Source organism: Epilithonimonas mollis, from assembly GCF_900142325.1.
In the GTDB taxonomy this organism is placed as follows: Bacteria; Bacteroidota; Bacteroidia; order Flavobacteriales; family Weeksellaceae; genus Epilithonimonas; species Epilithonimonas mollis.
Genome location: NZ_FRAM01000001.1, coordinates 1,307,433 through 1,321,718, shown reverse-complemented (window position 1 = coordinate 1,321,718; position 14,286 = coordinate 1,307,433). Strand labels below are relative to the sequence as shown.

At 38.7% G+C, this 14,286-nt stretch carries 15 protein-coding genes; 10 read left to right on the top strand and 5 right to left on the bottom strand.

Going from position 1 to position 14,286, the window contains the following annotated elements; all coding sequences use genetic code 11:
- Positions 1 to 59: 59 nt before the first annotated feature.
- From BUA97_RS05905 to BUA97_RS05860, 10 genes are all read left to right on the top strand, one after another.
- Positions 60 to 662: a TetR/AcrR family transcriptional regulator gene (locus tag BUA97_RS05905; RefSeq protein ID WP_072996880.1), complete on the top strand. Its 603-nt coding sequence runs from the start codon at positions 60 to 62 to the stop codon at positions 660 to 662.
- 179 nt (positions 663 to 841) lie between these two features.
- Entirely contained in the window at positions 842 to 1,924 is a 1,083-nt protein-coding gene (gene paaE / locus BUA97_RS05900) for a 1,2-phenylacetyl-CoA epoxidase subunit PaaE (RefSeq protein ID WP_072996879.1), read from the top strand.
- A 427-nt stretch (positions 1,925 to 2,351) separates the two neighbouring features.
- Complete coding sequence (paaA, locus tag BUA97_RS05895) at positions 2,352 to 3,311, top strand: 1,2-phenylacetyl-CoA epoxidase subunit PaaA (RefSeq protein WP_072996878.1); 960 nt, start codon at positions 2,352 to 2,354, stop codon at positions 3,309 to 3,311.
- 203 nt (positions 3,312 to 3,514) lie between these two features.
- Entirely contained in the window at positions 3,515 to 3,802 is a 288-nt protein-coding gene (gene paaB / locus BUA97_RS05890) for a 1,2-phenylacetyl-CoA epoxidase subunit PaaB (RefSeq protein ID WP_063970555.1), read from the top strand.
- Positions 3,803 to 3,885: 83 nt separating this feature from the next.
- Positions 3,886 to 4,641: a 1,2-phenylacetyl-CoA epoxidase subunit PaaC gene (paaC, locus tag BUA97_RS05885; protein ID WP_072996877.1), complete on the top strand. Its 756-nt coding sequence runs from the start codon at positions 3,886 to 3,888 to the stop codon at positions 4,639 to 4,641.
- A gap of 70 nt (positions 4,642 to 4,711) precedes the next feature.
- Complete coding sequence (paaD, locus tag BUA97_RS05880) at positions 4,712 to 5,197, top strand: 1,2-phenylacetyl-CoA epoxidase subunit PaaD (protein WP_072996876.1); 486 nt, start codon at positions 4,712 to 4,714, stop codon at positions 5,195 to 5,197.
- Positions 5,198 to 5,380: 183 nt separating this feature from the next.
- Positions 5,381 to 6,538, top strand: a complete 1,158-nt coding sequence (locus BUA97_RS05875) for a 3-hydroxyacyl-CoA dehydrogenase NAD-binding domain-containing protein (protein ID WP_072996875.1) — start codon at positions 5,381 to 5,383, stop codon at positions 6,536 to 6,538.
- 91 nt (positions 6,539 to 6,629) lie between these two features.
- A complete protein-coding gene (gene pcaF / locus BUA97_RS05870; protein ID WP_072996874.1) occupies positions 6,630 to 7,835 on the top strand; it encodes a 3-oxoadipyl-CoA thiolase in 1,206 nt (401 codons plus the stop codon).
- 95 nt (positions 7,836 to 7,930) lie between these two features.
- Positions 7,931 to 9,979: a phenylacetic acid degradation bifunctional protein PaaZ gene (paaZ, locus tag BUA97_RS05865; RefSeq protein ID WP_072996873.1), complete on the top strand. Its 2,049-nt coding sequence runs from the start codon at positions 7,931 to 7,933 to the stop codon at positions 9,977 to 9,979.
- A gap of 160 nt (positions 9,980 to 10,139) precedes the next feature.
- Complete coding sequence (locus BUA97_RS05860; protein ID WP_072996872.1) at positions 10,140 to 10,895, top strand: enoyl-CoA hydratase/isomerase family protein; 756 nt, start codon at positions 10,140 to 10,142, stop codon at positions 10,893 to 10,895.
- A gap of 214 nt (positions 10,896 to 11,109) precedes the next feature.
- Here the strand turns inward: BUA97_RS05860 and BUA97_RS05855 are convergent, their stop codons facing one another.
- The 5 genes from BUA97_RS05855 to BUA97_RS05835 all read right to left on the bottom strand — a co-directional run bounded on the left by BUA97_RS05855 (position 11,110) and on the right by BUA97_RS05835 (position 14,268).
- A complete protein-coding gene (locus BUA97_RS05855) occupies positions 11,110 to 11,442 on the bottom strand; it encodes a hypothetical protein (RefSeq protein ID WP_072996871.1) in 333 nt (110 codons plus the stop codon).
- 18 nt (positions 11,443 to 11,460) lie between these two features.
- Positions 11,461 to 12,141, bottom strand: coding sequence for a response regulator transcription factor (locus BUA97_RS05850; protein WP_072996870.1), 681 nt, complete (start codon positions 12,139 to 12,141; stop codon positions 11,461 to 11,463).
- A 7-nt stretch (positions 12,142 to 12,148) separates the two neighbouring features.
- Positions 12,149 to 12,778, bottom strand: a complete 630-nt coding sequence (locus tag BUA97_RS05845) for a sensor histidine kinase (RefSeq protein ID WP_245795807.1) — start codon at positions 12,776 to 12,778, stop codon at positions 12,149 to 12,151.
- A 116-nt stretch (positions 12,779 to 12,894) separates the two neighbouring features.
- Positions 12,895 to 13,521 (bottom strand): hypothetical protein, encoded by a 627-nt coding sequence (locus BUA97_RS05840; RefSeq protein WP_072996868.1) that lies wholly within the window; start codon positions 13,519 to 13,521, stop codon positions 12,895 to 12,897.
- 3 nt (positions 13,522 to 13,524) lie between these two features.
- Positions 13,525 to 14,268, bottom strand: coding sequence for a hypothetical protein (locus BUA97_RS05835; RefSeq protein ID WP_072996867.1), 744 nt, complete (start codon positions 14,266 to 14,268; stop codon positions 13,525 to 13,527).
- Between the last annotated feature and the right edge of the window lie 18 nt (positions 14,269 to 14,286).

Genomic DNA, 14,286 nt, shown 5'->3' with positions numbered 1-14,286 from the left:
AGCGAAATGTTTGTAGAAATATTTCGATTTTCAAAAGAACTCCGTAGGAGTGACACATTATGATACAAGAATTAACTATTAATAAAAAGATAAATAAAATCAATAAAAAAGAATTGATTTTATCCGAGGCCGCCAAACTTTTCAAAGAAAAAGGTTTCGGCGGAACAAGTATGCGCGACTTGGCCGAGAAAGTGGGAATGGAAGCGGCAAGTATGTACAATCATATCAAATCCAAAGACGAAATCTTGGAATTGATTTGCTTCAAAATTGCCAATCAATACATTTCCCAACTTCAGGAAATCGAAAATACGAATCAGACTTTTCAGGAAAAACTGAACGCCATCATCGGACTTCACGTTCAGTTGATTATCGAAGATTCGGCATCGGTTTCTGTTGCAAATAACGATTGGAAATACCTTTCCGAAGAGAAGAAAAATCAATACAAACAAATTCGAAAATCTTATGAAAAAAGCTTTGCCAACATCATAGAAAAAGGAATGGAAAACGGAGAATTCAAAACAATGAATGTATCTGTTGCATTGTTCACAATGTTATCTTCCTTGAGATGGATAGAACTTTGGTATAAACCAAGCCGTGAAATCACACCGCAAGAGCTGGAAAATGATTTGAAAACATTATTAATGAATGGTCTTAACTCATAAATGATATTTGATTGATAATAAAGAAAAGCCTTCGGCAAGCTCAGACTGACACGTTACAATTAAAACGGTTAGTATTAGCAATGTCACACTGAGCCTGTCGAAGTGCCTTTGTGAACCTAAAAAATATTTTTAATAATGTAAAAAAAATCTTTGTGCACTTTGTGTTCAAAAAAAATAAAATGTCAGTAAATTTTCATCTATTAAAGGTCAAAAAAATCAAGAAAGAAACACCCGATTGTGTTTCCGTGAGTTTTGATGTGCCTGCAGAATTATCGGAACAATTCAAATTCACGCAAGGACAATATTTGACATTCCGGCAAATCAATGGCAACGAGGAACTTCGTCGGTCGTACTCGATTTGTGCAAGTCCGTGCGAAGGCGAGCTAAAAGTCGCTGTCAAAAAAGTTCCCGAAGGTTTGTTCTCTTCTTTTATGAATGACAATCTGAAAGAAGGCGACATCTTGGAAGTAATGCCTCCAATGGGAAAATTCTATACAGAACTGAATTCCGAAAACAAAAAAACTTATGTAGCTTTTGCTGCAGGAAGTGGAATCACACCTATAATTTCCATCATCAAATCAGTTTTGAAAAACGAGCCTCAAAGCCAGTTCATTCTGATTTATGGAAATAAAAACAAAGCGACCATCATTTTCAAAGAAGAAATCGAAGCTTTGAAAAACCGTTTTATGGAACGATTGAGCATTTATCACATTCTCAGCCGCGAATTTGCTGATGCCAATTTGCTGAGCGGAAGAATCAATTCTGAGAAAGCGCAATCATTCCTTAATAATATTATTCCGGCCGAGAAAATCGATGAGGTTTTTCTTTGCGGACCAGAAGAAATGATTCTGAGTGTGAGAGATACGTTAATACAATCCGGTGTCGAAGCCAAGAAAATTCATTTCGAATTATTCTTCAGCGCAGCTTCTGCGGAAAAGAAAAAAGAACACGAATCTGCGATTAATCAATCAGATGACGTATTTAGCAAAGTCACGGTCAAGTTGGATGCAACCGCTTTGAAATTAGATTTGGCTTACCACGGCCCAACGATTTTGGATGCCGCTTTACAAAACGGAGCCGATTTGCCTTACGCCTGCAAAGGAGGTGTTTGTGCGACTTGCAAATGTAAATTAGAAAAAGGCGACGTGGAAATGGACATCAATTATTCTCTCGAACCGGATGAGATTGAAGCAGGATTTATCTTGTCTTGTCAGGCACATCCGCGTTCAGAAGAAGTGGTTGTGAATTTTGATATAAAGTAAATCAACAAGCCACGAAGTGGCGACATAAAACAGCATGGGGTGAAACCCTATGAAATTGTGAATTTTGATATTAAATAGAATAATAATTATGGCAGCTTAATCCGCCTTCCGCTCCCAATCTTTTTTGCCGACGATTTCAGTTTAAATACAATTTGAGTCCACGCAAAAAAGGATTTCCGCTCAAGTCGGGCTGCAGATTGTACATAAAACAAGATTTGTTATAAATACAAAGTTTGTCATTCCGTAGGAAACCCAAAGAAGTGGTTAGACGAAGTCAATCTCTACAACTAAGTTTAGATTCCTACGGAATGACAAAAAAAACGTTAGAATTCATTCTTATATAAGTTAACGCCTTTGTGAACCTTTAAGACAGTTAATAATTAAAAAAACTTTGTGCGCTTTGTGTTCAAAGAAAAATATAAAGAAAATGGAAACAACAGAAATCAATTTAGAAGAACATTTTCAGAATAAAATAGACAGCGAAATCCGCATCGAACCCAAAGATTGGATGCCGGACGCGTACAGAAAAACCCTGATTCGTCAGATTTCTCAGCACGCCCATTCCGAGATTGTCGGGATGTTGCCGGAAGCGAATTGGATTACGCGTGCACCGACTTTGAACCGCAAAAAAATATTGCTGGCAAAAGTTCAAGACGAAGCCGGACACGGACTTTATCTCTATTGCGCTGCCGAAACTTTGGGCGTTACAAGAGATGAAACCATCAACGATTTGCATTCAGGAAAAGCCAAATATTCTAGCATTTTCAACTATCCGACTTTGACTTGGGCAGATATGGGCGCCATCGGTTGGCTGGTAGATGGCGCAGCAATTTTGAATCAGGTTCCGCTTTGCCGAGCATCTTACGGACCTTATGCCAGAGCGATGGTTAGGATTTGTAAGGAGGAAAGTTTCCACCAGAGGCAAGGTTACGAGCTGATGATGAAACTGGCTCAAGGTTCGCCGGAGCAGAAAGCAATGGCTCAGGATGCCTTCAACCGATGGTGGTGGCCAACTTTGATGATGTTCGGACCAAAAGATGCCGACTCGGGAAACACAGAACTCTCGATGAAATGGCGCATCAAGCGTTTTACCAATGACGAGTTGAGACAGCGTTTCGTAGATGTTTCCGTTCCGCAGGCAGAGTATCTGGGATTGACAATTCCGGATCCGGATTTGAAATTCAATGAAGAAACCGGGCATTATGAATTCGGAGAAATCGATTGGGAAGAGTTTTGGAAAGTGGTTAAAGGTAACGGCGCTTGTAACAAAGAAAGAATCGAAACCCGCAAAAAAGCTTTCGACGATGGCGCTTGGGTAAGAGAAGCCGCAACCGCTTATCACGAAAAAAGAAAATTAAGAGAAGAACGAAACAGAAAAACAGTTTAACGTTTTTGTAACGCAAAGGCGCAAGTGCTGGGACAAATCTATGTATTAAGTCGCAAAACTTAATTCGAAGTTTTAAGTTTGCGGCTTAAAGCAGAATCAAAAAAGAAAAATATTGCGCCTTTGCGATAAAATAAACAATAATAAACCAATAGATTAAAATCTATTATCTATCAGTCTATTATCTATTAATCTACACGAATATTATGCAAAATACAGAATGGCCACTTTGGGAAGTTTTTATCAGAAGCAGGCAAGGTTTGGATCATAAACACGTCGGAAGTCTCCACGCTGCTGATGCAGAAATGGCGATCCAAAACGCACGCGACGTTTATACGAGGAGAATGGAAGGTGTCAGCATTTGGGTGGTAGAATCCAAACATATCCACGCTACCAATCCCGATGATTCTGAGGCATTTTATGAACCTTCAGAAGATAAAGTTTATCGCCACCCGACGTTTTACCACGTCCCGGAAGAAGTAAAAAATATGTAACAAATTCCCCTCCGTTGGACGGGTGGATTTCAAAATTAATTTTGAAATTCGGGTGGTTTATAACGCCAATTAAATTGAAACCAATGAACAATAATTATCTCAATTATATATTACATCTCGCAGACACAAGTCTGATTCTCGGTCAGCGTCTTTGTGAATGGTGCGGAAAAGGACCAGTCTTGGAGCAGGATATTGCAATGTCCAACATTGCTTTGGATCTGTTGGGAGAATCTTCCAATTATTATCAGTATGCCGCCGAAATTCAGAACGAAGGGAAATCAGAAGACGATTTAGCTTTTCTCAGAAATGAGCGTGAGTTCAGGAATCTACTTTTAGTTGAAAGAGAGAACGGACATTTTGGAGACACGATTACGAGACAATTTTTCTTCGATGTTTATCATCATCTATTATTGACCGAACTGAAACATCATTCTGATTTGAAACTGGCTTCCATCGCAGAAAAGTCTTTGAAAGAAGTGACGTATCATTTGAAATGGAGTAGCGAATGGATGATTCGTTTAGGCGACGGCACAGAAGAAAGTCACAGCAAAATCCAGAAGTCAGTCAATGATTTGGTTGATTTTACAGACGAAATGTTTGTTCCAACCAACTGGGAATTAGAACTAATTGAACAAAATAGCATTCCGGACATCAGAACGTTCCGAACAAAATGGGAAACTAAAGTTCTGGAAATCCTGAATGAAGCAACGTTGTTTGTCGATTTCTCAAAATCGAGACAATTGACCGGCGGAAAAGAAGGAAAACACACTGAAAAAATGGGTTACATCCTGGCCGAAATGCAAATGATGCAACGTACTTATCCTAATATGGAATGGTAATTTATTGAAATAAACCTCACAGGTTTTTAAAACCTGTGAGGTTTGGAAAACGACGGATAATAAAATAAAAATGATAGTCACAGAAGAAAATATCTGGCAAATATTAAAGGAAATTCCCGACCCGGAAGTTCCCGTTCTCAATCTTTTGGATTTGGGAATCATCCGTGATGTCAAACTCAATGAAGACGAAATCGAAATTGTAGTGACACCAACTTATTCCGGTTGTCCCGCCACATCAATGATTAATATGGCTATCAGAATGAAACTGGTTGAAAAAGGTTTCAATAATATAAAAATAACCAATCGACTAAGTCCGGCTTGGACCACCGATTGGATGACGGAAGAAGGAAAACAAAAACTTAAAGCCTACGGCATCGCACCGCCTGTCTATTCAAAAAATAATGATGAATTATTCTCAAAAACAGATGAGGTCGAGTGTCCGCTTTGTAGTTCAAAACATACACATTTGGTAAGTCAGTTTGGTTCCACAGCGTGCAAAGCATTATATCAATGTGATGATTGCAGAGAACCTTTTGATTATTTTAAATGTCATTAAATTAGTTGATAGTTGTTTGATTTAGACTAAAACAAATAAATATTTCTTCGCTAAGTGCTAACGGCTTTGCGAACTTAAAAATGTTTTCAATAATTGATAAAAAAAGTTTGCGCACATTGCGTTGGAAATAAATAGAATAAAAAAAGTCATTGTACTTTTTACATCATACATTTTACAAAAAAAATGAAAATAGGAATAGTCGGTAGTGGCGCAATGGGAAGTGGAATCGCACAGGTTTTGGCAACAGCTGGGAATCAGGTTTTGTTGTACGATAGCAATCCGATTGCCGTAGAAAAAGCAGGACAAAATCTTGAAACGCAATTTCAAAAATTAGCCGAAAAAGGAAAGCTAACTTATAAAGAAGCAGAAACTTATTTTGATAATATCCGATTGAGCGATAAATTATCTGAATTAAATGATTCAGAACTAATCATCGAAGCGATTATTGAAGATTTAGAAATCAAAAAAGACTTATTCCAAAAGTTGGAAAATCTTGTCTCCGAGGATTGTATTTTGGCAACCAACACGTCATCGTTATCCATTGCATCCATTGCATCGGCTTGTCAAATACCGAGTCGAGTGATTGGAATTCATTTCTTCAATCCTGCGCCGTTGATGGCTTTGGTAGAAATTATTCCTGCTGTTCAGACGGATAAAGATTTAATTTCAAAAACTAAAAATTTAGTAGAAAGCTGGAAAAAACTTCCCGTGATTGCAAAAGACACACCTGGATTCATAGTGAACCGTGTGGCGAGACCTTTTTACGGCGAAGCGATTAGGATTTTGGAGGAAGGCATTGCAGATTGTGCGACTATTGATTTTGCAATGACCAGTTTGGGAGGATTCAGAATGGGACCATTTCTATTGATGGATTTCATTGGTCACGACGTGAATTACCGAGTGACAGAAAGTGTTTTCAAAGAATTTTTCTACGACCCCAAATTCAAACCTTCATTCACACAAAAAAGATTATTCGAAGCAGGGTTTTTCGGAAAGAAATCAGGAAGAGGATTTTATGATTATTCTTCAAATGCGGAACAACCAAAACCCAATGAGAATCCGGAATTATTAGAATTTATTTTCAAAAGAATCTTGGTAATGTTAATGAACGAAGCTTCAGACGCTTATTTCTTAAACATTGCATCTGCAGAAGACATCGATTTGGCAATGACAAAAGGTGTGAATTATCCAAAAGGTTTATTAAAATGGGCAGACGAATTCGGATTAGAAAACCTTCAGAATGAACTCGATGAACTTTACAATTTCTATCACGAAGACCGATACAGATGCAGTCCGATTATCAGAAACTTAGTAAAACAAAATAAGAACTTTTATAATTAGTTGATAGTTGATAGTTGATGGTTGTCAGTTGATAGATTTGAATTCGCTGGATAACCAACAACTGACAACCAATAACTGACAACCAACAACTATGAACCAAGCATATATAATAGACGGCATCCGAACGCCAATTGGGAAACTGAAAGGAAGTTTATCTTCTGTTCGTCCCGATGATATGGCGGCTTTTGTCATCAAAAAACTATTAGAGAGAAATCTAAATATCGACCAAAGCAGAATCTACGATGTCGTTTTAGGCTGTGCCAATCAAGCTGGCGAAGACAACCGGAACATTGCGAGAATGTCGGCGTTGCTTTCCGGTTTGGATTATCACGTTCCCGGTGAAACGGTGAATAGACTTTGCGCTTCCGGTTTGTCAGCGGCGATTAATGCAGCGAGAGCAATTCAGGTTGGCGATGCAGATTTGATGATTTCCGGAGGTGTGGAGAATATGACACGCGGACCATTGGTAATTTCAAAATCCGAAAGTCCTTTTGGTGGCGATGCCAAAATCTATGATACAACTTTCGGCTGGCGATTTATCAATCCTAAAATGAAAAAAATGTATGGTGTGGATGCTATGGGTGAAACAGCAGAAAACTTGGCTGAACGTGACCAAATTTCCCGTGAAGACCAGGATTTGTTTGCCTATAATTCTCAGCAGAAAGCTAAAGTTGCACAAGAAAACGGAAGATTGTCTAAAGAAATTGTCGGCGTTAATATTCCTCAAAGAAAAGGCGACGATATAATTTTTGATAAAGACGAATTTCCGAAAAATGATACAACAATTGAAGGTTTGTCAAAATTAAGAACCGCTTTTAAAAAATATGGAACAGTCACCGCTGGAAATGCTTCCGGGTTGAATGACGGCGCAGCGGTAAATCTTTTAGCATCAGAAAATGCGATAAAAGAATTTGGATTAATACCGAAAGCAAGAATCGTTTCAAGTGCAGTTGTCGGCGTTGAACCCAAATTTATGGGAATCGGTCCTGTAAAAGCAGCTGAATTAGCATTACAAAAAGCAGGATTGACATTTAATGATATTGATATTATTGAATTGAATGAAGCTTTCGCTGCACAAAGTTTAGCCTGCATCCGAGCTTGGGGATTAGATGACAACGATTCCAGAATCAATCCGAACGGAGGAGCAATTGCGCTTGGTCATCCTCTCGGAATGAGCGGCGCAAGAATCCTGAATTCAGCGATGTATGAACTTCATAATCAAAATAAAAAATATGCGCTGGCAACAATGTGTGTAGGTTTGGGACAAGGTTTTGCGGTAATTATTGAGAAAGTTTAATTAGTTGTAAAAAGTAGAATGTAAAAAGTAAAAAGTACATTTAACGACACATTCTACTTTGTACATTTTACATAAATACGTAAATACAAAAAAAAATGAATCAACTAGAAAATTACGCGCTCGGAAGATGGATAAAAGGTGAGGGAGAAGGGCAGGCTTTATATAATTCTATCAATGGAGAATTGGTAGCAACGGCCACTTCCAAAGGTTTGGATTTTGGAGAAATGATGGATTATGCCAGAAAAGTCGGCGGTCCGGCTCTTCGGAAATTGACTTTTCAGGAAAGAGGATTAATGTTAAAGAAACTCGCATTCCATCTTTTGGAAAAGAAAGATATTTTCTACAAAGTGAGTTGGGCAACCGGCGCAACCAAAGCAGATTCCTGGGCAGACATCGAAGGTGGCATCGGAAATCTTTTTGCTAATGCGTCACTTCGAAGACAATTTCCCGATTTACCTTATTACATCGATGGCGATGCGGTGAAACTTTCCAAAGAAGGAACGTTCATCGGACATCATATTTGCACACCGAAACGTGGCGTTGCGATTCATATCAATGCCTTTAATTTTCCGGTTTGGGGAATGTTGGAGAAAATTGCGGTCAATCTTTTGGCTGGCGTTCCGGCCATCGTAAAACCTGCAACAGCAACCAGTTTTCTAACCGAAGTTGTGGTTAAAGAAATCATCGCTTCCCAAATTTTACCTGAAGGAAGTCTGCAATTGATTTGCGGTTCGGCCAACGGAATTCTGGATAATGTAACAATGGAAGATGTCGTAACGTTTACAGGTTCGGCTTCCACAGGAAAAATGCTTAAAGCGCATCCGAAAATTGTGGAAGAATCGGTTCCTTTCAATCTGGAAGCAGATTCATTAAATGCAATGGTCTTAGGCGAAGATGCAAAACCAGGAACTGCCGAATTCGATTTATTCATCAAGGAAGCAACGCGCGAAATGACAACCAAAGCTGGACAAAAATGTACGGCTGTAAGACGATTGCTGATTCCAGGCAACTTGGTTGAGGATGTTCAGATTGCTCTTGGACAAAGACTTTCAACCGTTGTCATCGGCGACCCGAATGTCGAAGGCGTGAGAATGGGTGCTTTGGCTAATAAAGACCAGGTGAAGGAAGTTTCCGAGAAAGTTCAGGAACTATCAAAAACTCAGGAAATTGTTTTCGGAAATCTGGAAAACTTTGAAGTGAAAGGTGCTGACAAAAATAAAGGTGCATTTATTTCCCCGATTTTATTCCTTAATTCAGATCCGTTTAAAAATACAGATTGTCATAATATCGAAGCTTTCGGACCTGTTAGTACGATTATTCCTTATCATAATTTGGAAGAAGCCATTGAATTGGCGAGAATGGGAAAAGGTTCGCTCTGTTGTTCCGTTGTGACGGCTGACGACGATTTTGCAAGAGATTTTGTCATCGGCGCTGCATCGATGCACGGCCGAATTCTGATTCTAAATTCCGACTGTGCGAAAGAAAGTACTGGTCACGGTTCGCCTTTGCCAATGCTGGTTCACGGCGGTCCGGGAAGAGCTGGCGGTGGCGAAGAAATGGGCGGTAAACGTGGCGTTCTTCATTATATGCAACGTACTGCGATTCAAGGTTCGCCAACGACTTTAACTAATATAACTCAGCAATATCAATACGGCGGAAAACAGTGGGAAGATGACATTCATCCATTCAGAAAACATTTTGAAGAGCTGAAAGTTGGTGAAACTTATATCACAGCAAAACATACGGTTACAGAATCTGATATTACCAATTTTGCCAACGTTTCCGGTGACAATTTTTATGCGCATATGGATGCAACTTCTTTGGAAGGAACGATTTTCGAAGGTCGAGTAGCACACGGCTATTTCATTTTGAGCAAAGCCGCAGGATTATTTGTTGACCCCAGAAAAGGTCCGGTTCTGCTGAATTATGGTTTGGACGAATGTCGTTTTGTGAAACCTGTTTATCCAGGAATGACGATTGGCGTGAAGTTTACCTGCAAAGAAAAAATCAGTCAGGAAAAACGTGATGAAGACGATATTGCTAAAGGAATCGTTCGCTGGTTAGTGGATGTTTATGACGAAACCGGCGAAACTGTAGCAATTGCTACGATTCTGACAATGGTAAAAAAACTTAATCAAGAATAAAATAATTTGGGCAGCTTAATCCGCCTTCCGCTCCCAATCTTTTTTGCAGAAAGTTTCACATTCAATAGAAATTGAGTAAAAGCAAAAAAGGATTTCCGCTCAAGTCGGGCTGCAGATTCGTTATATAAACAACTATCAACCAACAACCAACAACCAAAAAATGAACGCATACGTAACATCAACTATAGAAAACGGAATAGGAACCATCGAGTTTTTTCATCCGCAAAGCAACTCGATGCCAAGTTCTCAACTTAAAAATTTAGTAGATGAAATCAATAAATTGAGCCAAAATGACGATACAAAAGTCATTATCCTGAAAAGTGCAGGCGAAAAAGCCTTTTGTGCGGGCGCATCTTTTGACGAATTGATCTCCATCAAAGATTTCGAAACCGGGAAAACTTTTTTCTCAGGTTTTGCCAATGTTATCAATGCAATGCGAAAATCACCAAAACTGATTATTGCCAGAATTCACGGAAAAGCAGTTGGCGGCGGTGTTGGAATTGCGTGTGCTGCGGATTATACTTTTGCGACAGAAAATGCTTCTGTAAAACTAAGTGAATTGGCTGTCGGAATAGGACCTTTCGTGATTGGGCCAGTTGTTGAGAAGAAAATCGGGACTTCGTCTTTTGCGCAATTGGCAATCAATGCAACCGAATTTTATTCCGCAGAATGGGCAAGAGAAAAAAATATGTACCAGGATGTTTATGAAACTCCGGAAGAAATGGATGCAGAAATTCAAATTTTGGCTGAGAAATTAGCAAACTCAAATCCGGAAGCAATGTCACAACTGAAAGAAATCTTCTGGAAAGGAACAGAACATTGGGATAACTTATTAGTGGAAAGAGCTGGAATCAGTGGAAATTTGGTTCTCTCGGACTTCACGGTCAACGCCATCAATCAGTTCAAACATAAATAAAGTAAAACCGCCCCTCTGAAAAAGAAAGGCGGTTCTGAATTTAAACTAACTAAAATCGATTGCTAATAGTAAGTTCTCATCATCATTAGTTTTTGGATTATATTCTGTCATCTGCAGAATCTATATTGAATTTGTGTTCTGTTTATATTGACAAAGTTAAGAATCTTCATTTAGCCGGATAAGTGTAGAAATTACCAAATCGTAAATTAAGTATTTATACTATTGGAGGTTTTTTTCTTCTGATGCGGAATCTGTTTTCTCTCACCTGTACAATTTCGTACAGCTGATGATAGGTTCCGAAAGTTATCGAGGATTTGGCCTTGAAATTTCCTCTCGGAGTCTTAACAATTGCGCTGATCTCGATCAGTGGGAAAATCCTGTGCTTTCTGGATACCCAGATTTTGTTTGGTGCTACAAAGAAAGGATGGTTGCCGAAGAAAATTGTCATATAGGAAACCTTTCCCGTGACGGTATATTCGGTGGAGTTGATTATTTCTAAAGAAGATGACATGATATCCAAAGAAATAATAAATTCCCGGATTTTCATAGCGTAGAAATACGTAATTTATAATTTTACCTGCAAAGAATGGATGTCATGGATGATGGCGTAGATGACAATCCCGACCGTGTTTTTTGCACCGATCTTGTCCAGGATTCTTTGTCTGTGACTTTCCACAGTTCTTGGGCTGAGGAACAGAACTTCAGCAATTTCGTTGTTGGTCTTTTCCTGACAGATAAGTTTCACCACATCTATTTCGCGGCTTGTCAGCATTTCTTCATTATCAAAAAGAGATTTTTTTCTTGCCGGAGAATTCAGATATGAGCTTAGCATTGTGTGGTCTTCTTTGGTAAAGTACATACCTTTTTTGTGAACGGCCTGTATTGCTTCTATAAAGACAGATTTGCTGGAGTTTTTCGGAAGGAAAGCGGAGACGCCCAGCTTTATCATATACCCCAGGACGCTGCTTTTATAATGCGAAGAAAGAATAATGATCCTGATGTTCGGGTATTTCTTTTTCAGAATTTCTACCAGTTCGAAGCCGTCCATTGGTTTCATCTGGACGTCTACCATTGCAATCTCCGGAAGATCTTCGGGTGCAAGCTTTTCCAGATATTGCAGAATCTCGTTTCCACCCGTTGCTAAATAATCTACTGAAATATTTTCCTCCATAGAAAGTAGCATTTTAATACCTTCAAGGATCAGCTGTTCATCATCCACAAGGACAATTTTTATTTTTTCATTCATCAGAATTTCAATTGGGGATATTTATAATTAGACGGCTTCCTTTTCCGATTTTATTTTTCCATTTGTAAAAACCTTTTACAGAAAGAATCCTGGATTCTATGTTTTTCAGACCCATACCTTTTATAGCTTTTTTGTAATCAAAGCTCTGGCCATTGTCAGACAGGATGATGCTCATATATTTTTTATGATTTCTTATATAGATTATAACTTCATCTGCAGCAGAATGTTTGATGACATTGGACGTAAACTCCTGAATGGCTCTGTAAATCTGTACTTCTGTGAAGATATCTTTTTTCTGATAGGCAGAATCAATTTCCAGTTCCAAATTAATCCTGTACGCCAGATTGCTCACCAGTTCCTGAAGGTATAAAATCAAACCAAGCTTTTCCAGATTCACAGGATATAGAGAATGAGAAATATTCCTGGTGGAATCTATCAGTTCCGTGATCTGTGCGTTGATGATTTTTTTTGACACCTCCTGATTTTCCGGCTCCAGATTATTCAGCCAGAGAGAAAGGATGTTCAGGCGGTTGCCGATATCATCATGAACGGAAATAGCGATTCTTTTTCTTTCATCTTCCTGACCTTTGATATGTTCCAGCGTCAGTTCCTGCTGGTGATCCAGCTCTGCCTGCATCTGAATATCTTTTTCAAGGATAATCCGCCGGATAAAACTCCGGTAGGCTAATAATATAAAGGATATGATGATTATCAGAACGACAATCAGCAGGGCGAAAAATATGATATTGAGTTTTACTTCTTTAATTTCACAAAGGTATAAATGATAAAACTGTAAAGTATGCAGATCAACAGATTATTGATGACCCAAACTGTAGAAGTGTAATCCGGGGAAAACTTCAATAGCTGATGTTGGAACAAAAATATGAATATACTTGCCGAAAAGTACAGAAAGATCATTTTATCAACATTCAGAAAAGCATCCTTTCCATTGCCTTCTTTGATTTCTCTTAATAATGCAAATGCGGCCAAAAAGATAATGATCAGATTGGATATAGCCTTGGAATGGTCATCATCATATTGATAAGACAATAATATTTTGCCTCCTGCCAAAAAGAATAAACTTATGAATGCTGACAGAAAAAAATAATAGTGGCTCAGGTTTAATTTTTTGATGAATATACCTGTGACTACAAAAAACTCACCTGCTATATAAATAGGATACAAAAATGACTTGCCGCCTTTGATTTCAAAAAAACTTATGGTGTATGAAAGCAGTTCTATTAAAAAAATAAAACAGATATAATATATATACCATCTCTCATTTTTTGAGAAAAAGCTGTAGTTTTTTATCGCAACAATGGCTGCAACCGCTAGCAGGATGACCGATATGATTCCGGCGATATTATAGATCTGTTCCACCGCTTATCCTATTGTTGAGGCTGTATATGGAGGGTAAGGTCTTGACCAGTCATACGTATTCGAAGGTAACTTCGTGGTTACGTTCTTCATGCTTGCATCTTCAAAACAGGAGATAAAGATCAATGTCGGTAGCAATCTCTGGTAAACAGCTGAATATTTTAATCCGAAGGCACAGACCATACTCGTAGCATCTTCCTGGTTTTGCAGCAGATCCTGCTTTGGCACATAGAAGCTTTGGAAAATCCTTTCTCCATTGAATTCATTAGATTCCAGGCTCAGCCAGTCCATGCCGTTCTCTCTCCATGATTCGATCTCATCTACGGCAATCTGCTGGGCTGTTACAGGCTGTTGCAGTATTGGAAAATTAATGTCCGTATCGTTTTCATGTTTTGTCAGATCTTTTGACAGGATATAATTATTGGTCATGGTATAGGTCTTGGTCTGTGTCAACTGCAGATCATTTTCCAGGAAACCCAATGGTGCATACTCATAATTATCAAGGACTTTTATATCCCCGACATTTGTCCTGGGCGCCAGTATCAATATCATTTCGTTTTTCCAGACACCGATGTCCAGTCGAAAATATGTTTCGGTTTCGTTTTGAGTGGCAAGCCAGTCGATCTGGTCCGGATACAATGTAAAAACCTGCTGTGGCGCTATCAGGCTTTGTATGTCCGAATAATTTGATTTTGAAAGATTCCAACTGTCAATGGCAACATTATATCTTTCATAATTTAGTGTAGTCATAAGTTAAACTTTTAGTTT